This window comes from Sanguibacter gelidistatuariae (assembly GCF_900096585.1).
Taxonomy (GTDB): domain Bacteria; phylum Actinomycetota; class Actinomycetes; order Actinomycetales; family Cellulomonadaceae; genus Sanguibacter; species Sanguibacter gelidistatuariae.
Window position 1 is genome coordinate 207,700 of sequence record NZ_FMYH01000002.1, and the last position, 22,428, is coordinate 230,127.

Sequence of the window (22,428 nt, forward strand, 5' to 3'; positions counted from 1 at the left end):
CCGCCTCTCGTCCGCCGTCGCGCTCTTCAGCACCTCCTCGACCACGACCGTGAATGTGGGAGTATTCACGGTGGCACGTTCGGCATGGAACAACTCCTCGAAGGCCGCGTATGTGTACTCGGGTTCTGGGGGAAGTGGGTCGTCGACGTGTCTTCTGCCCGGTTCGACGACCACCTCGACGACCCTGTCGTCGGGATCGGTCAGGGTGAGCAGCAGCGGGAGCTGCTGACCGCTGATGCTCAGCGAGAGCTGTTCAGCGAGCTGTACCGGCAGATGTACACCGAGCTGCGGACGTACCTCGTCCGACACCTCGATGTCGGTCTCATCGACGACGTGCTCGCCGAGACCTTCCTCGTCGTGTGGCGCCGCTGGCCGGACCTCCCCGAGGACTCCTCAGGCCGCAGGGCTTGGGTCTACGGCGTCCTCCGCAACAAGATCATGCAGGCCACCGACATGCTCAACAGGCAGCTGCGGCTCACCTGGCGGGCCGGACGTCTCCTCGATGCGGAAGCCGCATCCGACATGCTCGGCCTGGAGGCCCTCGACGAGGCCCGTCGGCTGCTCGACCTCCTCCCGCAGGGAGAGCGGGACGCCCTCAGCCTCATGGTCGTCGCCGGTCTCACGTCCGCCGAGACCGCATCCGCGCTCGGCTGCTCGGTGAGCTCGGTCACCACGCGCGTCGCCCGCGCTCGGAAGCGACTGCTCCTCATTCTCACCGAGCAGGACCAAGGGAGGGAAAAGGCATGAGTACAGAACACAGCGACGTCGACGTCGCCGAGCTCCGTGGCCTCATGCGCGGCGCCGGCATGCTCCCACCGGTCCCCGCCCACCTGACCGACGACGTCGAGGCGCGCGAACGCCTGCTCAGCCGGATCCTCGCCGAGGCCACGGGAGCCGCTGAGGTCCCCGGCGATACAGAGCCGGTCGCGCCCAGCCGCCCCGCCCGCGTAGGCTCACGCCCTCACGCACCGACCCGCTCGCGACGGCGTGTGCTCACCTTGGCCGCAGCCGGGGCCTTCGCTCTGGTCGCGGCGCTGGGTACACAGCTCACGTCCGGTCCGCCGGCCCTCGCCGGCACACCCGCCACCCTGACCTACGCCCGCGCCGATGCGCTCGACGTGGCCACGGGCTCGGCGCCGAGCGCGGGCCAGGCCCTGACCGAGCTCGCCGAGGCGGCCCGTTCGGCGCCCGCGCCGGACCGGGCCGGCGACGTCCAACGCGTGGCGACCTACGCCTGGCTGCTCGAGCAGAACGGGGACACCGGGCAGACCGCCGTCATCCCGACCCGGAGCGTCTGGTGGCTGGCACCGGATGGTGCCATCCGCTCCACCCAGCTCCGCACCGACGCCATCGACCCGGAAGGCATGATCAGCCCCTCGGCGGAGTCGTCACAGGCCGGTCCTGTCTCGAGCGACGACTTCCCTCCGGGTTCCCTCGACCCAGCACTGCCCACCAACCTCCCCCGGGATCGGGTCGCCCTGACCGCCGAGCTCACGGCGCTCGCCGGCGGCCCGTCCTGCGAGGTCGACACGACAACGCAGGCGACCTGCCTGTTCACCGCCGTGCAGCAGCTGTTCTCCCAGTACGTGGTGCCCGGCGACCTGGCTGCGGCGATGTGGTCGGCCCTGGCGGCCCAGCCCGGAGTCGTCGACCTGGGATCGACGACCGACCGGTTCGGCAGGCCCGGCGCGGCCGTCGCGGTGGCGCCCGCTCCGGGAGCCCCCAGCACGGTCACGGTCCTCGTGATCTCCCCCACCGACGGTCAGCTGCTCGCCGCGGAGACCATCACGATCGACGACTCTGAACGTGGCATCACATCGGCGAGCGTGACCGGGTTCACCACCTGGAACACGCCGACGTGGGTCGCCGCGATCGGCGATTGACCGGCTAGTGGTCTGCAGGTGGGCCGCATGCTCTCAGGCGGAACCCGGCTCGAACAGAACGCCCCCCTGCGACGTTCGGCTCGAGTCGTGCTCCGCCTGAGAGACCCTTACTGCGGACGAGACGGCCCGCGCACAGCAGGCTGGTCACCAGGGGTGGCGGCGACCTGCGTCTCGTTGTCTATACATCCCCGGAGCGGGCTCAAATGTCACATCAATTTCAGAACTGGTCTCTAGACGTCGATGACACGCCGCCACGACGTCTCCTGCAGTCACAGCCCTGGCGGGGCATCACCATCGGAATTCTGCCCCCGTAGCTCCCGTAGCTCCCGTGACTCCCGGAACGAGGCCACCAGGCTCGCCACGAGTGTCGCGAGGAAGATCTGCCCGACGAGCGCCTCGAAGGTCGCTAGACCACGCCCGGCCCCTGAGGCGGCCGTGAGGTCCCCGTACCCAAGGGTGGTCAGCGTCGCGAAGGAGAAGTACTGCAGGTCGGGCACGTCCTGGGGGGCGCCCGAGGCAAAGAACGGCTCCACCTCCAACCAGGCGACCACGGCGTAGACAGACGTGAACGTCATGCCGATGAGCAGGTAGGCGCTCAGGGCGCCGGCGATCGTCTGGACCGTCACTGTGCGATGGGCCAGCACCCGGCCCAGCACGAGCGCGAGGGTCACGGCGAGCAGGACCGTGAGCGCGACGTCGGACAGGCCCATGGCATCGGCGACCGGGAGGACGAGGAGGGCCAACCCGGTCGCGCCAGCTCCGGCCAGGACGATCCATACCACCGCGCGGCGCTGGGCCCGGGTGGGGTCGGCGGCCCGCACCGCGACGACCATCGTCATCACGTACAGCGCGGAGACCACCCCGCGGGCCCACGCCGCCGAGGTGATCGCGAACAGCACGTAGGACGCCGTGAGCAGGAAGAGGACGACGACGAAGTCGTCCCGGCCGCCGACCAGCCACCTCCGGGCCTGTCGCCGCCCGCCGGGAGGCCGCAGGACGGTCACGGCACGGGACCGAGCCCGGCCATCAGGCCACCGCCAGCTCACCGCGAGCGCGGCGGAACAAGATGATGGCGGAGGCTGTCGCGACCCAGAGCGGGATGACGAGGACGACGGCTCGTGCGTAGGTGAGGGTCAGCATCAGCCCGAACGCGCCGAGGTAGCTCAGGACGGCGAACCACCGGGGGAACAGGTGCGCCCGCCAGGCTCGGGTCGTGCTGACGATCATGAACACCGCGGCGGTGCGGATCGCGAAGATCATCAGGATCGCCTCCCCGAAGGTGGTCATGGTCCGCAGCTGGGCGAGGTCGCTCGTATCGTCCACGTCCCCCAGCCTGACTCCGGCCACCCCCGTCACGGACGCCGCGGCTGCGGCGTACATCATGGCCACGAAGAGCACGCCGCAGGCGAGCTGGACGGTTCCCAGCAGGGTGTCCTCGCGCCGGGCCAGCAGGCCCATGCGATGGCGGGTTGCGGCGATGAACCAGAGGAAGCACACCCCGGCGAAGGGGACCAGGTAGCACCCTGCGACCAGGAGCATCCAGCCGTCCGTCCCCCGGTAGAAGGCCAGGACGGCGGCGTCGGTCCCGTCAGGAGGACGGCGGTCAAGGAGCAGGAAGCCAGCGGAGAAGAGCACTGCGAAGGCCAGTCCGGCCGCGCCGGCACCCGAGCCCTGGAGACGGTGCCCCTCGCCCGGAACGGGAACCGCGCGGGGCAGGTCAGATGTCACGGACCTCGTCGCCGTGCACGATCAGTGCCCAGATGACGATGAGGTAGATCGCGATGACGATGATCGACCACACCGGGTAGGCGGGCAGGGTGATGAACTGGGTCAGCAGGTTGAGGGTGACCAGGACGATCGCGAGCACCCGGGCCCAGGTCTGCCCGGCGGCCAGGCACGCGCCCACCAGGACGAGGATCACGCCATAGATCAGGTGCACCCAGCCCCAGCTCTCGACGTCGAAGACGACGAGGCCGACTCCGGTGTCGACGTAGGCGTTGTCGCGTCCGAGGACCGCGACCAGCCCGGTCATGACGTTGAGCACGCCGGACGCCATGATGAGCAGTGCTGCGAACCAGATCCACCCAACCCACGCTGTTGCACGGGACATGAGAACTCCTCCCAGGTGAGCCCCGCCGCGGTGGCGGGGTCGGCCACACCCGGCGGAGCCGGGCGTTCGTCCTCTCAGCGTGCGACGGCCACCTCGCCGGGACATCACCCACAAACGGTGAGATAGTCGCGATATGGAGTTCGTCCAGATGCGAACCGTCCCCGGCGGGTCATTTCTCATGGGTTCCTCGCGCTTCTACGCAGACGAGGGTCCAGTGCACCCGCGCCAGGTGGAGTCCTTCGAAGTCGACGTCCATCCCGTGACGAACGTCGAGTTCGCCGCGTTCGTCGAGGCCACCGGGCACGTCACCGTCGCCGAGCGAGACCTCGATCCGGCGCTCTATCCCGACGTCGCCCCGGCCGACCTGCTCCCGGGGTCGCTCGTCTTCGTGGGGACACCGGGGCCCGTACCGCTCGACAACTGGCGGGCCTGGTGGGACTGGGCGCCCGGGGCGAGCTGGCGCCGGCCCACCGGTCCCGGCTCGGACCTGGAGGGCAAGGACGACCACCCGGTGGTCCAGGTGGCCCTGGCTGACGCCGAGGCCTACGCCGCCTGGGCGGGGAAGTCGTTGCCGACCGAGGCGGAGTGGGAGTACGCCTCCCACGGCGGGCTCGACGTCGGGCCCTATGCCTGGGGCGAGGAGCCCCGTCCCGAGGGGCGGCTCATGGCCAACACGTGGCAGGGGCGCTTCCCGTACCAGAACACCGGCGCGCTCGGCTGGGTGGGCACCTCCCCCGTGGGGACGTTCCCGGCCAACGGGTATGGCCTCCTCGACATGATCGGCAACGTCTGGGAATGGACGACGACGGACTACGCCGCGACCCACGTGGTCCACTCCTGCTGCTCACCGACGCCGACATCCGACCCGACGACCATCCCCCGCAAGGTGCTCAAGGGCGGTTCGCACCTGTGCGCCCCGGAGTACTGCCTGAGGTACCGCCCGGCGGCCCGCTCCCCCCAGGCGGTGGACACCTCGACCACGCACATCGGGTTCCGCTGCGTGCGGCGCCCCGCGACCCGGGCGTGAGCGTCCGCCTCGCCTGGTCCCTCAGGTGGCGGGCACGTCCGGAACCGACCGCATCTCGCTGACCCGGAGGCCAAGATCATGGAGCAGGACCACCACACCGCTCAGCGCGGCCGTGTCCGGCACCCGGCACACCAGGTCGGTGTGGTTGCCGTCGGGGGTCACCGTGACGTCGACGAAGTCGTAGAGCATGACCGCGTCGACCCGTCCCACGACTCGAATGAGGTAGAGCACTCCCGTCCCCTCCCTCCGCGTGGCCCCGGTTCCCTCACCCACACTGCCCGCAGGCGACCGGAGGCCACCTCATGCGCGCAGGATGAGGGCAACCGCCCCGTCGGGGTGCGGACGTGACGCCTGCCGCCGCCGCGGACGGTCACCGGCTCCCGGCCCGCAAGATCCACCCGCCCCCGCCGCCGTCCCTGCACGTCGTCCGGGGCGCGGCCGGCGCACGCCTGGCGGAGGGCGTCGAGGCGACCTCGGTCACCCTGCTCTCCGCCCCGACCGGGTACGGCAAGTCGACCCTGCTCGCCGCGTGGGCCACGTCGACCGCGCGGTCAGTGGCGTGGCTGACGATCGACGAGCTCGACAACGATGCGACGACCCTGTGGCTCGGCATCCGCGGCACCCTCGCGGCCGCCCTGGCGCGTGACGGGCGCGGGGACCCCGTCGACCTGGCCGACGCCGCACCTCCCCACCATCCCGACGACGCCGGTCCGGCGATCGACGACCTGGTCTCCCGCCTCGACGCGCTCACGCACCCCCTCGCGCTCGTCCTGGACAACGTGGACGAGATCCGCGACCCCGAGCCCCGAGCCATGCTTGACCGGCTGCTGCGCTACGCCCCGCCGAACCTGCGCCTGGTGCTCTCCGGGCGGTTCGACCCCCCGCTGGCGCTCCAGCGGGTGCGGGCCGCCGGCCAGCTCACCGAGCTGCGCCATCAAGACCTGCGGTTCTCCGCCCACGACGCCCTCCGGCTGGCCGAGCTGTGCGAGGTGCCGCTGACAGCGGAGGACCAGCGGGACCTGCTCAGCGCGACGGACGGGTGGCCGGTCGCCGTGAAGATGGCCCTCGTCGCGATGGCGCGCTCGCCGGCTGCGCTCACCCTCAAGCCGCTGCTCAGCCCGACGAGCCCCATCGCCGACCTGCTCGTCACCGACATCTTGGCCGGCCTCGGCCCCGAGCTGGCTCAGTTCGTCCTGCGGGCCACCACGTGCCGCAGGGTCGACGCCACGCTGGCCGACGCCCTCAACGGCGGGGACGACGGGGCGCGGCCTCTCGCGGAATGCGTGGACCGCGGTCTGTTCCTGGACCGGCAGGCCACGGACGAGGGGGAACCTGCGTCCTACCGGTGGCACGACTTCTTCGCGGCGCAGTGTCAGGCCAAGCTGGCTGGTTCGCGCCCCCAGCACTGGCGCGCGCTGCACCGCAGCGCCGCGCACTACTGGCGCCAGCGGGACCTGGACGAGGCAGTCACGCACGCCCTGCGCGGGGGCCGCCCGGCGCTGGCCGCCACCTACCTGCACGAGCGGTGGATCGAGCTCGTGCTGCGCGGGGACCACACCCTGCTGCTGACGCTGTGCCACCGGATCCCCGCCCCCCTCGACGAGAGCCCCGAGATGCTCCTGCTCATGGCCGTGTGCCACTACCTCGACGGGGACCAGACCCAGGCCGACCTCCTGCTGCGCCGCGCGGCCTCACGCAGCCAGGCGCCCGAGCGCAGCCCCGACGCCGAGCACCGCTTCGCCCTGCTCGAGCAGCTGCTCGGCGTCGTCATGACCAGGAGCCACCCCGATCTCGCGACGATGGCGACGATCGGGGAAGATCTTCTGCGCACCCCGCACCCGTCCAAGGACGCGGTCGTCCTCGCCGGGGCCGAGCACATCGTGGGCCAGCTGCTGGCCCGGGCGGGCCGGCCGGCCGCGGCGACCGCGCTGCTCGAGGCCTCGACCGCGGTCGCCATGTCGCGGTCGATGACGGCGCTGCGGCTGGCCGGGGAGTCCGAGCTGTCCCTCCTGGTCCGCGAGCGCGAGGGCTGCGGGGCCGGTCGCCGCGCCGCGCGGGCCGTCCTCGACGAGGCGGGACGGCTCGGCTGGTCGGGCACCCCGATCCTGGCCCCCGCCTGCCTCACCCTGGCCCTGTGCGAGTACGACCGCGACGACCTCGGCGCCGCACAGGTCTGGGCCGCCCGCGCCCTGCGCACCGTCCAGCGCGGGGACCGCAGCCTGCCGGCCCTGGCCCGGGCGACCCTCCTGGAGATCGCCCTGGCCACGGGGGACCCTGCCGCCACGGAGGAGCTGTCGGGCGCCCTCGCCGCCGAGGCGCCGTCGGGCCTGCCCCCCTCCTGGCCCGTCCTCGTGGCGGTGCTCGACGCGCGGCGGCACCTGGCCCGAGGCGAGACGGAGGCCGCGGCCGCGATCGTCGCCGGACTGGGCGCCGGTCCCTACCTGGCCGAGCACCCCGGTTCCCTGGTGTGGGTCGCGGAGATCTTGCGCCGGACGGGCGATGCGGGCGGCGCCCGCGAGGTGCTGCGGTCCTTTCCGCCAGACTGCCGGGCGAGCCAGCTGGTCGTGCGCCGGCTCGTAGTCGACACGCTCCTGGCCACCGCCGACGGCGACCGGGACGGTGGCCACCAGCTCCTCGAAGACGCGCTCGCCAGCGCCGAGCCCGACGACGTCAGGCGTCCGTTCACCGATCGGTGCCAGGAGCTCCTGCCGCTGCTGGCAGAGCACCTGGCCTGGGGGACCGAGCACGCGGCCTTCACCATCGCGCTGCTCGACCACCTGCCCGCCGCCCCCGCCGCCCCCGCCATGCCCTCCTACTGGTCGCTCACCCCGCGTGAGCACGAGGTGCTGCTGTACCTGCGCACGACCATGACCGCCGCGGACATCGCCTCGGCGGCCTTCGTCTCGATCAACACCGTCAAGACGCACCAGCGGGCGATCTACCGCAAGCTCGGGGTCGAGGGACGCCGGGAGGCCGTCCGGGTCGCGACCGACCGCGGCCTGCTCTGACACGCCATCCCCGCAGGTCACCCGAAGCGGATGAGGCCTTCGCCCCGGTCCCCGCGCCACGATGGGTCCACGGTCGACTCCACGGTCGACGACGGGAGGGGACATGGGCGCAGCCATCGGCCAGTCGCTGCCGATAGCCGTCGGAGTGCTCATCACCCCGACGGCGATCATCGCGGTCGTCCTCATGCTCGTCGGCCGGCACGGGGGGACCAACGGCCTCGCCTTCCTGCTCGGCTGGGTCGTGGGGATCGCGCTCGTCGGGACGCTCGTCGTCCTGCTCGTCGGCGGGGCTCACAACTCCGCCGACGCCGAGCCGCCGACCTGGACGAGCATCCTCAAGCTCGTCCTCGGTCTGGGCTTGCTGGCCCTGGCCGTCAAGGAGTGGCGCGCCCGGCCGGCCCCCGGCTCGACCCCACCGGCGCCGAAATGGATGGCAGCCATCGACTCCTTCACGGCCGTCAAAGCCTTCGCCCTGGCCTTCCTGCTCGGCGCGATCAACCCGAAGAACCTGCTGCTCGTCGTCTCCGGCGCCGCGACGATCGCGCAGGCGACTGCGTCCACGAGCGAGCAGCTCGGCGCGCTCGTGGTCTTCGTGGTGGTCGCGAGCATCGGTGTAGCCACCCCGCTCGTGGTGTACCTCGTCCTGGGATCGCGCGCGGCTTCCGTCCTCGAGGGGCTCAAGTCCTGGATGACCCAGAACAACGCCACGATCATGGCGGTCCTGCTCCTCGTCCTCGGTTCCAAGATGATCGGGGACGCCATCACCGCACTGTCCTGACGTGCCGCATGTCACACGCCATCTGGGAAGCGCAACGGGGTCCCCCGCGGTTGTCACCTGCATGACTACCGAAACCTTCACCCCAGTCGACGCCGCCTTCGACGACCTGCTCGAGATCGACGCCGCGACCGCTGACCTGCTCTTCCGCGAGGCGCGCACCGTCAACACTTTTGTCGACGAGGCCGTTCCGGACGAGAAGATCCAGGCCGCCTACGACCTCGTGCGCTGGGGACCCACCGCGCTGAACACGCTGCCGCTGCGCCTCTTCATCGTGCGCGACGCCGCAGCCCGCGCGCGCCTGACCGAGCACCTGGGCGATGGCAACAAGGCTAAGACCCTGGCCGCCCCGCTGACCATCGTCGCGGCCGCGGACCCGAACTTCCACGAGCACCTCGCAGTCCTCGCACCCCACATGGAGGGCGCGCGCGAGCGCTTCGACGCCGCCGGCGAGGAGATGCGCGGCGGGATGGCCCGCACGTCCGCGCTCATCCAGGTCGGGTACTTCATCGTCGGCCTGCGCGCGGCCGGTCTGCATGTCGGGCCGATGGGCGGCTTCGACGCCGCCGGGGTCGACGCCGAGTTCTTCGCCGAGAACGGCTGGAAGTCCCTGATCGTCCTCAACGTCGGCACGCCCGCCGGCGAGGGCGCCTCGCACCCCCGCCAGACGCGCCTGCGCTTCGACGAGGTCTCCCTCACCGTCTGACGCACGCATCGCCTGACGCACGTACCGCACACGACGACGCGCTGGCCCGCCCACCCGGGCGGACCAGCGCGTCGTCGTGCATCACCCCTTGACGGCACCGCCCAGCCCGGCCCCGCGCAGGAAGACCCGCTGGAACACCAGGAAGAGCACGATCGGCAGGACGGTCGAGATCGCGAGGGCTGCCATGAGCACCCCCTTGTCGGTCGTGTTCTCGAGCGAGGGCAACCTGACCGAGAGTGGCTGGAGGTCGGGGTTCTGCAGCACCAGCAGGGGCCAGAGGAAGTCTTTCCAGGACGCGATGACCGCGAAGACGGACACAACCCCCAGGATCGGCTTGCTCATCGGGAGCACGATGTAGCGGAACAGCCGGAACGGACCGGCTCCGTCCACCCGGGCGGCCTCGAAGACCTCACGCGGCAGGTTGTCGAAGAACCGGCTCACGAGCACCACGTTGAAGGCGCTGGCACCCGCGGGCAGCCACACTGCCCAGAACGTGTTGAGCATCGAGTGTCCGACGACGGGCGGGTTGAGCACGATCAGGTAGAGCGGTACGAGCAGCACGACCGCGGGCACGAACAGGGTCGCCAGGACCGCCCCGTTGATGTACTTGGCCCACCGGGGTCGGAGCACGGACAGCACATACCCACCGGTCGTCGCCACGAGGATCTGCATGAACCAGGACCCGGCGGCAACGTAGACGGTGTTGAGGAAGTACTTGCTGATGTGGACGTCGTTCCACGCCTTGTCGAGGTTGTCCCACGCGATCCCGTTCGGGAAGATCTTCAGCGGAGTCCGCAGGATGTCCTGGGTGGGCGTGATCGCAAACTTGGCGAGCAGCAGGAGCGGTCCCAGGCACCACACGACCAAGATGATCAGCATGACGACGTGCATCGTCCGCCAGGTCCGGCGGACCCCGTGGCGCCGCCAGTCGGCCGTCGAGATCGCCGAGCGGTCGTCCGGCTCGGGGGTTGCGCGGCGGCGACGCGCAGGTGGGCGTGACGGGGGGGCACCCCTCCGTCCGGGATCGGGGACCTGAGCCATGTTCGGAGTTCCAGAGGTATTGGTCGTGGTGTCGGTGTTGGTCACGTCAGCTGCTCCAACGCTTGGTCATACGGAAGTACACGATGGACATCACGGCGAGGAAGATCGCCAGCAGGAGCGAGAGCGCCGTCGCCTCGCCGTACTGGGCGCCCAGACTGTTTCCGAAGGCGTACTTGTAGACGAGGAGCAGGATGGTCACGGTGGCGTTGTTCGGCCCGCCGCCGGTGAACAGGTACGGCTCCAGGAAGACCTGCGCCGTCCCGATGATCTGCAGGATGAAGGTGATGAACAGCACCCCCCGCAGGTGCGGGAGCGTCACGTGCCAGATCTTTGTCCAGACCGTGGCGCCGTCCACCTCGGCGGCGTCGTACAGCTCGGGAGGCACTCCGGTGAGGGCTGCGAGGTAGATGATGACCGTGCCGCCCGCGGCGGCCCAGGTCGCCTGGAGCACGAGCGACGGCATGACCAGGTGGGGATCCTGCAGCCAGGGCACCGGGTCGATGCCGACCCACCCGAGGATCGTGTTGAAGACCCCGAACTTCGTGGGGTTGTAGAAGAACTTCCACAGCATGACCGCGACCACCGGGGGCACCACGACCGGCAGGTAGGCCAGTGCGGAGAACAGTCCCTTGCGCTTGCGGACCTCGCTCATGAGCACCGCGGCCAGCAGCGGGATCGGGTAGCCGAAGATCAGTGCGAGGAGCGCGAACCACGCGGTGTTGCGGATCGCGATCGGCAGCAGCGGGTCGTTGAGCACGTTCTGGAAGTTGTCCCAGCCCACCCACGTCGCGGCGCCCACGAAGGTGGTCTCCTGGAAGCTCATGATCAGTGCCTTGACGATCGGCAACCAGGAGAAGACGCCGAAGATCACCAGGAGCGGCAAAGCGAACAGGAGCGAGCTGAGACCACCCCCGCGGACCCAGGTCAGCGGGTTGCGGGGCCGCGCCCGCTCCCGGACCTTGCCTCCGCGTGGTGGCGGGCTCACGGGGACGACGACGTCCTTGGACATGCGGAACAACCTTCTATCGGGAGGTACGGGAGGCGACCTGCCCGACCGGAGGTCCGGTCGGGCAGGTCGGTGTTCAACTCAGCGGGTCATTCTTCCTTGCCCTGGTCGATGAGCGCCTGGTCCTGCGTGTTCGCGGTGGCGAGCAGGGCATCGATGTCCGCGTTCTTGTCGGTCAGGACCGCCTGGACGATCGGGTAGAGCAGCCCGTAGGTCGGCTGCGTCGACCGGCTGGGCTCACCCACGAGCGGCTGGTCGAACATGACGTCCGTGTACGGCTTCATGTGATCGAGGGGCACGTTGATCTGGTCCTTGACCCAGGAGAGCGAGAGCTCGTACTGGTCGCGGCTGAAGATCGGCAGCACGGGGGTTCCCACGGCCTGGTTCGCCGCGGCCCGGGTCGTAGCGTTGTCCACGGCCTGCGTCTGGTCGAGCAGCGGGCTGAGGTACCAGAAGTCGATCCACTTGACCGCTGCCTCCTTCTCCGCGTCGGTCGCATCGACCTTGACAGCAGCGAACGTTCCTCCGGTGAGCGCGCCGGCGTCGGCGCCCTCGACCGGGATCGGGGCGAGGCCGTAGGGGAAGTCGGCCGTCACGCCGTTGTTCTCGACGAGCGCGTTGTAGATGTCCGAGCCGGACGTGAACATCGCGATCTGGCCTGCCGCGAAGGCGGCGTTGATGTCGCCCCACCCGAGGTCAGCGCCCGGGTAGATCGAGTTGTCTTCCCAGCGCAGGTCCTTGAGCCACTGCAGCTGTGCCTTGACGGCCGGGTCGGTGAGGGTCGCGGTGTACGTCTTGCCGTCCGTGGTCTGCACCCGCCCGCCACGGGAGTAGGCGGCCGCGGTCAGCTGCCAGCCACCGGCGTTGTCGAGCGCCATCATGCCGTATCCCGGGACACCCGTCGCGTCGTAGATGGCCTTCGCGTCGGTGCGGATCTCGTCCCAGGTCGCCGGCGGCTTGTCCGGGTCCAGGCCTGCCTGGGTGAACAGGTCACGGTTGTAGTGCAGCGTGACGTCGTAGAAGGACTTGGCCGGGATGGCATAGACCTTGCCGTCGTCGCCGGTGCCGGCAGCGAGCGCCTCCTTGTTGAAGTCGCCCGCGTAGGACAGCTCCTTGAACTGCGCGTCGATGTCGGCGAGCTGCCCGTTCTGGATGAGCGTCTTGCCGTCCGTGAGCGGGATCTCGAACACGGTCGGCAGGGTACCCCCGGCCAGCTGCGTGGTGAAGGTCGAGGCCAACCACTTGTATTCCTGCGGCTCGACCTTGATGTCCGGGTACTTCGTCTCGAAGGCCGCGACCCGTGCGTTGAGCTGGTCGACGGCATCCTGCTTGGCACCCGGCTCGAGACCGGCGACCGTGATGGTCACCTGGTCCGCGCCCGCGGTTCCGGAGGGCTTCGTGGTGGTCGAGTCGTCGCTCGAGCTGCTGCATGCGGTCAGCAGGCCCAATGACAGGACGCCGGCCAGTGCCACCGAGGTGGAACGGTTGAACCTCATCATCACTCCTTTGTGAGGTGCGCCTGGCGGTCGCCAGGTCGCGATGTGGAAAGCGGTTGAGATGCTGCCGGGGAAGGTTCTGGGGCCAGACGCAGCCAGGCCGCGTCGTCGGACCCGAGCCGACCGGCCACGAGCGGGGCGCTCGCGAGCAGGAGCTCGGCGTACCCGGGCAGGTCGACTGCCTCGGGACCGAGGTTGACGATGCAGGCCACGTCGCCGCGGCGGAAGGCAAGGATGTCGGGGGCACCCGGCGAGGTCGGCAGCCACTCGAGCGGTGCCTCGGCGAGTGCGGGCTCGGCCCGGCGGATGGCGAGCGCGGCCCGGTAGAGGTTGAGCATCGAGGACGGATCGACGTGCTGGGCCTCGACTGTGAGCCCGGCCCAGTCCGCGGGTTGTGGGAGCCACGGTTCGCCGGTGGCGCCGTCGGGGCTGAAACCAAAGGGCGGCAGCGTCCCCGACCACGGGAGCGGCACGCGGCACCCGTCACGCCCCGGGTCGACACCCTGGGACCGGAAGTGCATGGGGTCCTGGATGGCATCCCGCGGCAGGTCCTCGGCCTCAGGCAGGCCCAGCTCGTCGCCCTGGTAGATGTAGAGGGACCCGGGGAGCGCCGCGGTCAGCAGGGCAGCCGCTGCGGCCCGTCGTCGGCCCAGGTCGAGGTCGGTGGTGATGCCGAAGCGCTTGGCGAGGAAGGCGAAGGAGCTGTCCACCCGGCCGTACCGGGTGACCGGGCGGGTCACGTCGTGGTTGGACAGGACCCAGGTGGCCGGGGCGTTCGCGGATGCGTGCGCGTCGAGGGTCGTCTCGATGGAGGCCCGCATCGACCGCGCGTCCCAGGGCCGGGCCATGAAGTCGAAGTTGAAGGCCGTGTGCATCTCGTCGGGCCGCAGGTACTTCGCGAAGCGCTCGATGTCCGGCAGCCAGACCTCCCCGACGAGGACGCGCGGGTCCTCGTAGGAGTCGGCCACGGCACGCCACGAGCGGTAGACGTCGTGCAGCTCGTCCCGGTCGACGTGCGGGTGCTGGCCGGGGCGGGGATTCTCGGGGACCTCGGGCAGGGCCGGGTCTTTGATGAGCAGCGCGGCCGAGTCGATCCGGATGCCGGCGACCCCACGATCGAACCAGAACTTCAGGATGTCCTCGTGCTCGCGGCGCACGTCGGGGTGGTTCCAGTTGAGGTCGGGCTGCTCGGGGGTGAACAGGTGCAGGTACCACTCCCCCGGCGTGCCGTCCGGGTTCGTGGTGCGCGTCCAGGTGTTGCCCTGGAAGTCAGAGACCCAGCCGGTGGGGATCTGCTCGCCATGTTCACCCTTGCCCGGGTGGAACCAGAACCGTTCCCGCTCGGGCGAGCCGGGCCCGGCCGCCAGGGCGGCCGTGAACCAGGGGTGCTCGATCGAGACATGGTTTGGCACGACGTCGACGATCGTGCGGATCCCGAGGGCCGCCGCCTCGGCGATGAGCAGCTCTGCCTCGGCCAGGGTGCCGAACTGGGGATCGATCGCGCGGTAGTCGGCGACGTCGTAGCCGCCGTCGGCGAGCGGGGAGACGTACCAGGGGGTGAACCAGATGGCGTCGACGCCGAGGTCGCGCAGGTACGGCAGGCGGCTGCGGACCCCGGCGAGGTCTCCGGTGCCGTCACCGTCGCCGTCGGCGAAACTGCGCACGTACACCTGGTAGATGACGCCGTGGCGCCACCAGTCGTGGGTCGTGAGTGCGCTGCGGTGAGTGGTGGGCTCCACGGTCGCGGGCTCCTCGTCGTTGGGGTGTGGGAGTCGCACCTTCGCGGTCCCTGCTTCTGAACCCAACGTAATTCTTTAACGCGAAGTACGCAAGAACTTGACATTACAGTTATTGAAATGAGACATAGGATGTTTCTCGCCCACGCTGGCCGGCCCAGGAACACCGGAGGCCGCCCCCAGCGGGGACGGCCTCCGGTCACGCTCGACGCGGCGGAATCCGCCGTCCCGTGGCCGCGGTCAGCCGACGCTCACCGTGCGCACCGGCGCCGTCGAGCGTCGCACCACAAGCTCAGGCTCGAAGAGCAGCTCGTCGCGGGCCACATCCAGTCCCGCAACCATCTGGGTCAGCAGCCCGACGGCGGCGCGCCCCATCGGCTCGATCGGCTGACGGACCGTCGTCAGCGCCGGATCGACCGAGTTCATCAGGGAGGAGTCGTCGAAGCCGACGACCGACACGTCATCGGGCACCTCGAGGCCGGCGCGCCGCACCGCCCGGATCGCGCCGAGCGCCAACGGGTCGGAGGCGCAGACGATCGCCGTGACCCCCGACTCCAGCATCCGCTTCGTGGTCGCCTGCCCACTCTCCAGGGAATAGTCGCTGTGCACCACCTGCGCAGGGGGCAGCGAGATGCCGTGACGGGCCGCGAGCGCCTGCGCCGCCGCGAGCTTGCGTTCAGAGGGGATGTGGTCTGCCGGGCCGAGCAGCAGGCCGATCTTCTCGTGCCCGAGTGACATGACGTGCTCGAAGGCGAGCTGCATCGCCACGACGTCGTCGCACGAGACAGAGGGGAAGTGCAGCGACTCGATCGCCCCGCTGATCAGCACGACCGGCAGCCCGAGGTCATCGAGCCGTTCGTAGTGGGAGTGGTCGGCGCGCCGCTCGGTGTACTGCCCGCCGGCAAAGATCACGCCCGAGACCTGCTGGCCGAGCAGCAGGTCCATGTATTCGGACTCGCTCACCCCGCCCGCCGTACGGGTGCACAGGACCGGCGTGAACCCGGCCTGGGCGAGCGCGCCTCCGAGCACCTCGGCGAGCGCTGGGAAGATGGGGTTGGTCAGCTCAGGAAGGACCAGGCCGACGAGCCGCCCACGCTCGCCGCGCAGCTTGGTGGGCCGCTCGTACCCCATGATGTCGAGCGCCGTGAGCACCGTGTCGCGCGTGGATTGGGAGACGCCGGGCTTGCCGTTGAGCACCCGGCTCACGGTCGCCTCGCTGACACCGACCTTCTGGGCCACCTCGGCCAGACGTTTGGACATGGCGTCCACTGTACTCAGGGGCGACCTGCTTCCGTGCTCGACGCCGCGCCGTCGGCCGGAGACGGTGCGGTGAATCTGGGTCAGGGACGCGAGTCGCTCGGACTGGACAGCAAGGCTGTCAAGACGTCGCGCAGCTGCGCGCCGAGCTCGTCCTCCGTGGCCGAGGCCAGCGGTTCCAGCCCTGTCGAGCGGAGCTGGACGATTCCCAGGGCGGCCGACAGGGCGATCTGAGCACGGAGCAGGAGCCGCTCGGCGTCGATCCCCGAAGGGCGCCATCCTGCTGCGACGGCCATCCGCTCGGCGAAGGACTGGAGGATGTTGCGTCGGATGGTGTCGGCCCCCTCGTCGCCAGAGGAGCGAAGCAGGAGGAGCATCTGCAGCGCTCGTCCGTCGTCGCCGCGTGAGTTCATCGCCCCCCTGAGCACGGAGGCCACGACCTGGTCGATGGTCATATCGGTGGCGTCAGCGCGGCCGAGGTCCTGCGCCGCACGCGACAAGCACGCCTCGAAGAGGCCCTCCTTGGACGTGAAGTAGCGATTGATGAGCGCCACGTTCACCCCGGCGTCTGCCGCGATGTCCCGAACGGTCGTGGCCGCGTAGCCGTCCCGAGCGAAGCGAGATCGCGCCGCCGCGAGCAGGAGCTGGCGGGTGTTGCCTGCGTCACGGGAGCGACCGCTCCCGGTGGCGCCTGGGTCGGGCATGGGCGCTGGGGTTCCGGCGTTCATGGCTCTCCTTGGTGTTGGTACGGACGAGCCTACCCCGTGGGTAAACGTCCGTTGACATGACGTCAGATCGGACTACCATCTACAAGTCAGCAACCGTTTACATACCGGAGCGTCATGTCTCACACGATCGAAGAGCCCATTGCGGGCCTGGCTCCACACGCCACCGGCCGCAAGGTCAACACCACCGCGCTCGTCCTCTACCTGTCACTGGGCGGGCTCTCATTTGCCGTTCTGCAGTCTCTGGTCGCCCCGGCACTCTCCACGATCGGGCATGACCTGGGTGTCTCGACCAGCGACGCCAGCTGGGTCCTCACCGCATACCTGCTGTCCGCGGCGGTGCTGACGCCGGTCGTCAGCCGACTCGGCGACATGATCGGCAAACGCCGAACTCTCATCGCCGTGCTCGCAGTCCTCCTCGTCGGCACCCTGGTCGCCGCGCTCGCCCCCACCCTCGGGGTCCTCATCGTCGCCCGCACGCTGCAGGGCGCCGCTGGCGCGGTCCTGCCCTTGTCGATCGGCATCGTGCGCGATGAGCTACCGCCCGAGAAGGTCGGCGTGACCATCGGACTCCTCTCCGCGATCTTCGGAGTCGGCGCTGGCGTCGGCATCGTCGCCGCCGGTCCGATCGTGGATCACCTCTCGTGGCACTGGCTGTTCTGGTTCCCGCTCGTCCTCGTGGCGATCGCGTTGCTGGGCATCATCTTCGGCACGAAGGAATCCCCCGTGCGTACGCCCGGGCGCCTCGACCTCGCCGGCACCGCCGCTCTGGCGATCTCGCTCGTGGCGATCCTTCTCGCGATCGGCAAGGGACAGGAATGGGGCTGGGGCTCGGGCAGGACGCTCGGCCTCCTCGCCCTTGGCGTGATCGCGATGGTCGCGTTCATCCTCATCGAGCTCCGGGTCACCGACCCCCTCGTCGATGTACGGCTGATGAAGATCCGGGGCGTCTGGACGGCCAACGTCGTCGCGGTCGCGTTTGGCTTCGCGATGTTCGGCACCTTCGTCCTCGTGCCGACCCTGCTCCAGCTGCCGGCGATGACGGGCTACGGCTTCGGCAAGTCGGTCTCCCAGGCGGGTCTGTTCCTGCTGCCCACCGTCGTGATGATGGTCGTCTTCGGACCGGTCGCAGGGATCCTCGTGCGCAAGGTCGGCGCAAAGCCGCCCATGGTCGTCGGCGCAGTCCTGGTCACCGCCGCATTCATCCTCCCGGCCATGTCTCACGGCCAGGACTGGCAGCTGGTGGTCTCCGGTCTGCTCACCGGCGCGGGGGTCGGCCTGGCCTTCGCCTCGATGTCCAACGCCCTCATCGAGGCCGTCCCAGCCGAACAGACCGGTGAGGCGATCGGCGTCAACACCGTCGCACGGACGATCGGCAGCAGCATCGGCACCGCAGTGATCGCCGCGCTAATCACGTCGCACTCCACGCCGGAAGGCATGCCCACCGACGCCGCCTTCACCATCGGGTTCGTCGTCTGCATCGGGGTGGGTGTCATCGCGATCATCGCCGCCCTGGCCGCGCCGTCCAAGCGTCAAGTCCAGGAGCTTCTCTCTCCCGACGACGAACGACAGCTGGAGATGGCCCGCTAGGCGCATCGCCTCCACGAACCCCGCCGCACCGGATCGAGCCCGTAGGACAGCCTCGATCCGGTGCGGCGTCGTCTCCACGTGCCTGCGCCTCGATCAGCATTTCGAGCTGCGCGACGGTGATGCCCCCGGGCAGGCTTCCATCATCGTCGCTCGGGCCGACGATGACATATCCAGGAATGGCTACCAGAGCCGCAGGGCCAGACCGGTCACCCTGCCTCATCGTCGCCACGTCCCGTGATGCCGACGAAAGGAGTCGGGCACAATGGAGGCGCAGCGCAGTGCATGATGCGCGCCCGACGTCGTGCAGTTCCCGCCGGTCGGCCTTGGTTGAGTCACAATCGAGCACACGGCCATCTCATGCGGCGAACCCGACCAACAGCCCGGTCCCCTTGGCAGAACGCATGGCGTTCTGCGTCGGTACGGGCACGAGAGGCACCATGTCCATGACGAGTTTCCACGACTTCGCCCTACCAGCCGCCGTGCGCCAGAAGCTCACCGACCAGGGCATCACCAGCCCCTTCCCCATCCAGGTCGCGACGCTTCCTGACACCCTGGCAGGCAAGGACGTGCTCGGCCGCGGCCAAACGGGATCGGGCAAGACGCTCGCGTTCGCGCTCCCCATGGTCACGCGGCTCGCGGCGTCGAGCACCAAGCGCCCGGTCCGCCGTCCGCGCGCCCTCGTGCTGTGCCCCACGCGCGAGCTCGCCAACCAGATCAACGCGACCGTCGAGCCGCTCGCCAGGGCCCTCGGCCTCGTCACCACGGTGATCTTCGGCGGCGTCGCGCAGGGCCGCCAGGTCTCGGCGCTCAACGGCGGCGTCGACATCGTCATCGCCTGCCCCGGCCGTCTTGAGGACCTGCTCAAGCAGAAGGTCCTCACGCTGGACTGCATCGAGATCACGGTCCTCGACGAGGCCGACCACATGGCCGACCTCGGGTTCCTGCCCGGCGTCAAGCGCATCATGGCGAAGACGCCCAGGCGCGGGCAGCGCATGCTGTTCAGCGCCACCCTGGACAACGGGGTGGACGAGCTCGTCGAGCGCTACCTCGACCGGCCGGCCGTCCACTCGGTCGACAGCGCGCAGTCCCCCGTGTCCGCCATGACCCACCACATCTTCGCCGTGCCCGACGCCGCCACGAAGTACGCTGTCGTCTCCCACCTGGCCTCGGGTGAGGGGCGCCGGGTGCTGTTCACGCGCACCAAGCACGAGGCCAAGAACCTGGCGAAGGCCCTCACCGCCCAGGGCATCCCCGCCGTGGAGCTGCAGGGCAACCTCGCCCAGAACGCCCGTGAGCGCAATCTCGAGGCGTTCTCCTCGGGCGTCGTCAAGGTGCTCGTCGCCACGGACGTCGCCGCGCGCGGTATCCACGTCGACGGGATCGAGCTGGTGGTCCACGTGGACCCGCCGGCCGAGCACAAGTCGTACCTGCACCGTTCGGGCCGCACCGCGCGTGCCGGCCAGGGTGGCGACGTCGTCACCATCATGCTCCCCGAGCAGCACGGCGAGGTGCGCGACCTGACGCGGCTCGCCAAGATCAGTGCGAAGCCCCAACCCGTGAGCGCTGGTGATGCCGTGATCAAGCGGCTTGTGGGTGAGGTCGCCGCCTACGTGAGGCCTTCAGGGAAGACGGGGTCCGGCCAGGCCGCGCGCTCAGCCCGAGCATCCGGCGCATCCGGCGCGAACGCCGGTAGCAGCACCGCCACAGCTCCTGCGGGCGCTGGTTCGGCATCCGGTGGGGCTCGCCCCGCTCGTAGCGGTATCGCGTCAAAGAGCAAGCGCGCCGGTGGGCAGCGTCGCGGCTGAGTGTCTCCTGCCGCTCCCTCAGCGGTGGATCGTCTCGAGCTCGAGCCAGGTCGCGAGATCGAGGATCTCTCGCTGCACGGCGTCACGGGTACCTGCCGTGAACGGGAGGTCCTCGTGGATCGTGTGCACGGTGAGCACCCCCGACTTCCGGTCGGCTGTGGCATCGAGTTTTCCCACGAGGCGATCGTCGTGAAGGATCGGCAGCGCGAAGTACCCCCAGCGACGCTTCTCCTTGGGTTTGTACATCTCGAGCGTGTATTCGAACTGGAAGAGCTGCTGGGCACGCACGCGGTCGTAGATGAGCCGGTCGAACGGCGAGAGCAGGGCTGTCCGACCGTCGAAAGCCTGGCCGAGCGCGGCCGGGTCGACGCGCCAGACGCCCGGCACCCCGTCGATCACGGCCGGCTCGCCGGCCTCCCCCACATCGACGGGCTCGAGCGGCATCTTTGTCGACTTGGCTCGTGCGATACCGAGCGCGACGAGGCGCCGTTCGTCGCGCACACGCAATGATTCTTCCGCAGTGAGCACGGGCGTTGGTTGAGACGGGTAGACACGCTCGGCGAGGGACCACAGCCGTTCGCGTCCCCGCCGCGCGGCAATGGCGATCTCCCCGCGCATCGCCATGAACTCGAGCATCTGGCCGACGTTGCGCTGGTGGGTCCACCCCGACGACTGCCACGGGACGATGCTCGTGTCGGGGATCTCGCGCGACAAGAGCGGCCTCGTCGACCGGGAAAACAGATTCAGGATGTCGCGGTGAAAGCTCGCGTTCTGTTCCAGCCAGCTCCGCGATCGTGGGCCTTGCGGCCACGCCGCCATCGCCGCCCGGAAGAGTCCGAGGTCTTCCATCGGGCGCACGAGGGCATCAAGCTCAAAGAGGCTGCGCTCCTGCTCGAGGGCGTGGGTCAGATCGGCCGGCCGATACGCGGACCCGAGCCTGCTCCACGCCACGAGGTCGGCAGTCGGGGCGATCGCAGCCGTGGGATCGATCTGCAACAGGGTGAGGTGCCGGACGACGTCGCTCAGGCTCGTCGGCCGCGTGGAGGCCAGCAGCTGCGAACTGATCGCGATACGACGGGCGGTGCGAGGGTCGAGGCGATGCGGCTCCATGGGACGACGGTACCGACACTGTGCGAGGGCGACGACGGACACGGCCGAGTTCTGGGCATCGCGCCGCTGCCCACCAGGTCGCGCCACGCACACCTCCTGGCGAGCAGGCAACAGCACGATCCCGTCGACCTTCGGGGCCATCGAGGTCACCACAGTCGATGGGGCGGCTAGTGCCGGCTGTATCCTGCTGCCATGAGGGCTGGTGATTACGGCATCGTCGATGGGGTCGAGTACCAGGTGAGGGTTCACGGCGACATGGTGACTCTCTTCTTGCCACGAACGCAGCCGTGCCCGCAAGGATGGGCGCGGTCGCAAGGCGACCGTTGGAAGATGAGGATTTCGCGCGCCAACGTCTCCGAGCTCTACACCGTCCGGTCCTATGCGAACTTCAATGGCATCTACGTGAGCGTCTATCAAGTGTTCCCAACGACGAAGACCGCGTGGATCTACTACATCGGCGGTTCGGAGGAACAACCGATACACCCTGCTTTTGAGCCAGACCCTGATCCAGGGATCGCTTGGTGGAATGCCACGGTTCCCTGGGACAGCTTGACTGACGTGGTCGAGCCAGTCATCCCGATCCGCTGAGACAGCTCGCACCCAAGGGGGACGCCAGGCCGAGCAGACGATCATGCTGCTCGACGGCAGCGGGCAACGACTCACCCTGGCGATCGAGGTCGCCAACGCGATCCGCCAAGGCGGCCCGACGGCGTGGACAGGTGGGAGGACAACGGGTTCGTGTTCACCACCGAGGCGGGCGGCCCGATCGACCCCCGCAACTCCCTGCGGGCGTTCAAGGTCGCAACGGCCGCGGCCGGTCTGCCGGCGAAGGTCACGCTCCACACACCACCATGCTCGACGGCGGCATCCACCTCAAGGCCGTCAGCGCTTCCCATGCAACGTTGATCCGATGACGACGAAGCAGCAGTGCCAACCCCGATCGCAGCCGGGGAATAGGGCCATCATCGCCACCAAGTGTGAGCCAGTTGGGGTACGAGTTGGGGTATGGACCCTCTCGGATACGCAAAAGGCCGCTTCTGCTGATATCAGAAACGGCCTCTGACCTGCGGTAATACTCGTGGGCGATACTGGGTTCGAACCAGTGACCTCTTCGGTGTGAACGAAGCGCGCTACCACTGCGCCAATCGCCCGA

The 22,428-nt window shown here is 69.5% G+C and carries 20 protein-coding genes and 1 tRNA gene; 9 read left to right on the top strand and 12 right to left on the bottom strand.

The window, feature by feature from the left end; translation table 11 throughout:
* Positions 1-84: 84 nt before the first annotated feature.
* Positions 85-747 carry an RNA polymerase sigma factor gene (locus tag BLQ50_RS05710; protein ID WP_093181995.1) on the top strand — a complete coding sequence of 221 codons (663 nt, stop codon included), beginning with the start codon at positions 85-87 and terminating at the stop codon, positions 745-747.
* Positions 744-1,883, top strand: coding sequence for a CU044_5270 family protein (locus tag BLQ50_RS05715; protein WP_093181997.1), 1,140 nt, complete (start codon positions 744-746; stop codon positions 1,881-1,883). Before BLQ50_RS05710 ends, BLQ50_RS05715 begins: the two co-directional genes overlap by 4 nt.
* A gap of 269 nt (positions 1,884-2,152) precedes the next feature.
* Here BLQ50_RS05715 and BLQ50_RS05720 read toward each other — a convergent pair whose 3' ends face one another.
* From BLQ50_RS05720 to BLQ50_RS05730, 3 genes are read right to left on the bottom strand one after another with little or no spacing between them, the layout of a single operon-like run.
* Complete coding sequence (locus tag BLQ50_RS05720; protein WP_245700927.1) at positions 2,153-2,887, bottom strand: potassium channel family protein; 735 nt, start codon at positions 2,885-2,887, stop codon at positions 2,153-2,155.
* Positions 2,888-2,909: 22 nt separating this feature from the next.
* Entirely contained in the window at positions 2,910-3,611 is a 702-nt protein-coding gene (locus BLQ50_RS05725; protein ID WP_093181999.1) for a hypothetical protein, read from the bottom strand.
* A complete protein-coding gene (locus BLQ50_RS05730) occupies positions 3,601-3,993 on the bottom strand; it encodes a DUF7144 family membrane protein (RefSeq protein ID WP_093182000.1) in 393 nt (130 codons plus the stop codon). Before BLQ50_RS05730 ends, BLQ50_RS05725 begins: the two co-directional genes overlap by 11 nt.
* 133 nt (positions 3,994-4,126) lie before the next feature.
* On the opposite strand from BLQ50_RS05730, the gene BLQ50_RS05735 reads away from it, so the two are divergent.
* Positions 4,127-5,020, top strand: a complete 894-nt coding sequence (locus BLQ50_RS05735) for a formylglycine-generating enzyme family protein (protein WP_093182002.1) — start codon at positions 4,127-4,129, stop codon at positions 5,018-5,020.
* 21 nt (positions 5,021-5,041) lie between these two features.
* On the opposite strand, the gene BLQ50_RS05740 is transcribed toward BLQ50_RS05735, so the two are convergent.
* Positions 5,042-5,251, bottom strand: coding sequence for a hypothetical protein (locus BLQ50_RS05740; RefSeq protein ID WP_093182004.1), 210 nt, complete (start codon positions 5,249-5,251; stop codon positions 5,042-5,044).
* A gap of 113 nt (positions 5,252-5,364) precedes the next feature.
* Here BLQ50_RS05740 and BLQ50_RS05745 point away from each other — a divergent pair, with 113 nt between their 5' ends.
* The 3 genes from BLQ50_RS05745 (at position 5,365) to BLQ50_RS05755 (ending at position 9,509) form a co-directional block, all read left to right on the top strand.
* A complete protein-coding gene (locus BLQ50_RS05745; RefSeq protein WP_093182006.1) occupies positions 5,365-8,028 on the top strand; it encodes a helix-turn-helix transcriptional regulator in 2,664 nt (887 codons plus the stop codon).
* Between the two features lie 103 nt (positions 8,029-8,131).
* Positions 8,132-8,806 (top strand): GAP family protein, encoded by a 675-nt coding sequence (locus BLQ50_RS05750; RefSeq protein WP_093182008.1) that lies wholly within the window; start codon positions 8,132-8,134, stop codon positions 8,804-8,806.
* Positions 8,807-8,867: 61 nt separating this feature from the next.
* Entirely contained in the window at positions 8,868-9,509 is a 642-nt protein-coding gene (locus tag BLQ50_RS05755) for a malonic semialdehyde reductase (RefSeq protein ID WP_093182010.1), read from the top strand.
* An 81-nt stretch (positions 9,510-9,590) separates the two neighbouring features.
* On the opposite strand, the gene BLQ50_RS05760 is transcribed toward BLQ50_RS05755, so the two are convergent.
* The 6 genes from BLQ50_RS05760 to BLQ50_RS05785 form a co-directional block, all read right to left on the bottom strand.
* Positions 9,591-10,550: a carbohydrate ABC transporter permease gene (locus tag BLQ50_RS05760; protein WP_093182587.1), complete on the bottom strand. Its 960-nt coding sequence runs from the start codon at positions 10,548-10,550 to the stop codon at positions 9,591-9,593.
* A 46-nt stretch (positions 10,551-10,596) separates the two neighbouring features.
* Positions 10,597-11,559: a carbohydrate ABC transporter permease gene (locus BLQ50_RS05765; protein WP_093182012.1), complete on the bottom strand. Its 963-nt coding sequence runs from the start codon at positions 11,557-11,559 to the stop codon at positions 10,597-10,599.
* 86 nt (positions 11,560-11,645) lie between these two features.
* Complete coding sequence (locus tag BLQ50_RS05770) at positions 11,646-13,052, bottom strand: ABC transporter substrate-binding protein (protein WP_093182014.1); 1,407 nt, start codon at positions 13,050-13,052, stop codon at positions 11,646-11,648.
* A gap of 2 nt (positions 13,053-13,054) precedes the next feature.
* Positions 13,055-14,791: a glycoside hydrolase family 13 protein gene (locus tag BLQ50_RS05775; protein ID WP_175559036.1), complete on the bottom strand. Its 1,737-nt coding sequence runs from the start codon at positions 14,789-14,791 to the stop codon at positions 13,055-13,057.
* Positions 14,792-15,028: 237 nt separating this feature from the next.
* Positions 15,029-16,048 (bottom strand): LacI family DNA-binding transcriptional regulator, encoded by a 1,020-nt coding sequence (locus tag BLQ50_RS05780; protein ID WP_093182017.1) that lies wholly within the window; start codon positions 16,046-16,048, stop codon positions 15,029-15,031.
* Between the two features lie 80 nt (positions 16,049-16,128).
* A complete protein-coding gene (locus tag BLQ50_RS05785; RefSeq protein WP_217629111.1) occupies positions 16,129-16,773 on the bottom strand; it encodes a TetR/AcrR family transcriptional regulator in 645 nt (214 codons plus the stop codon).
* Positions 16,774-16,887: 114 nt separating this feature from the next.
* Between BLQ50_RS05785 and BLQ50_RS05790 the strand changes: the two genes are divergently transcribed.
* The gene (locus tag BLQ50_RS05790; RefSeq protein WP_093182019.1) at positions 16,888-18,360 is read left to right on the top strand and encodes an MFS transporter; all 1,473 of its coding nucleotides are present in this window, start codon (positions 16,888-16,890) and stop codon (positions 18,358-18,360) included.
* A gap of 443 nt (positions 18,361-18,803) precedes the next feature.
* Positions 18,804-20,165, top strand: coding sequence for a DEAD/DEAH box helicase (locus BLQ50_RS05795; RefSeq protein ID WP_093182591.1), 1,362 nt, complete (start codon positions 18,804-18,806; stop codon positions 20,163-20,165).
* Positions 20,166-20,183: 18 nt separating this feature from the next.
* Here BLQ50_RS05795 and BLQ50_RS05800 read toward each other — a convergent pair whose 3' ends face one another.
* The gene (locus BLQ50_RS05800) at positions 20,184-21,275 is read right to left on the bottom strand and encodes a DNA glycosylase AlkZ-like family protein (RefSeq protein ID WP_093182593.1); all 1,092 of its coding nucleotides are present in this window, start codon (positions 21,273-21,275) and stop codon (positions 20,184-20,186) included.
* Positions 21,276-21,467: 192 nt separating this feature from the next.
* On the opposite strand from BLQ50_RS05800, the gene BLQ50_RS05805 reads away from it, so the two are divergent.
* Positions 21,468-21,863, top strand: coding sequence for a hypothetical protein (locus BLQ50_RS05805; protein WP_093182020.1), 396 nt, complete (start codon positions 21,468-21,470; stop codon positions 21,861-21,863).
* A gap of 491 nt (positions 21,864-22,354) precedes the next feature.
* Here BLQ50_RS05805 and BLQ50_RS05815 read toward each other — a convergent pair.
* Positions 22,355-22,426: transfer RNA gene (locus tag BLQ50_RS05815), tRNA-Val, on the bottom strand.
* Positions 22,427-22,428 lie beyond the last annotated feature (2 nt).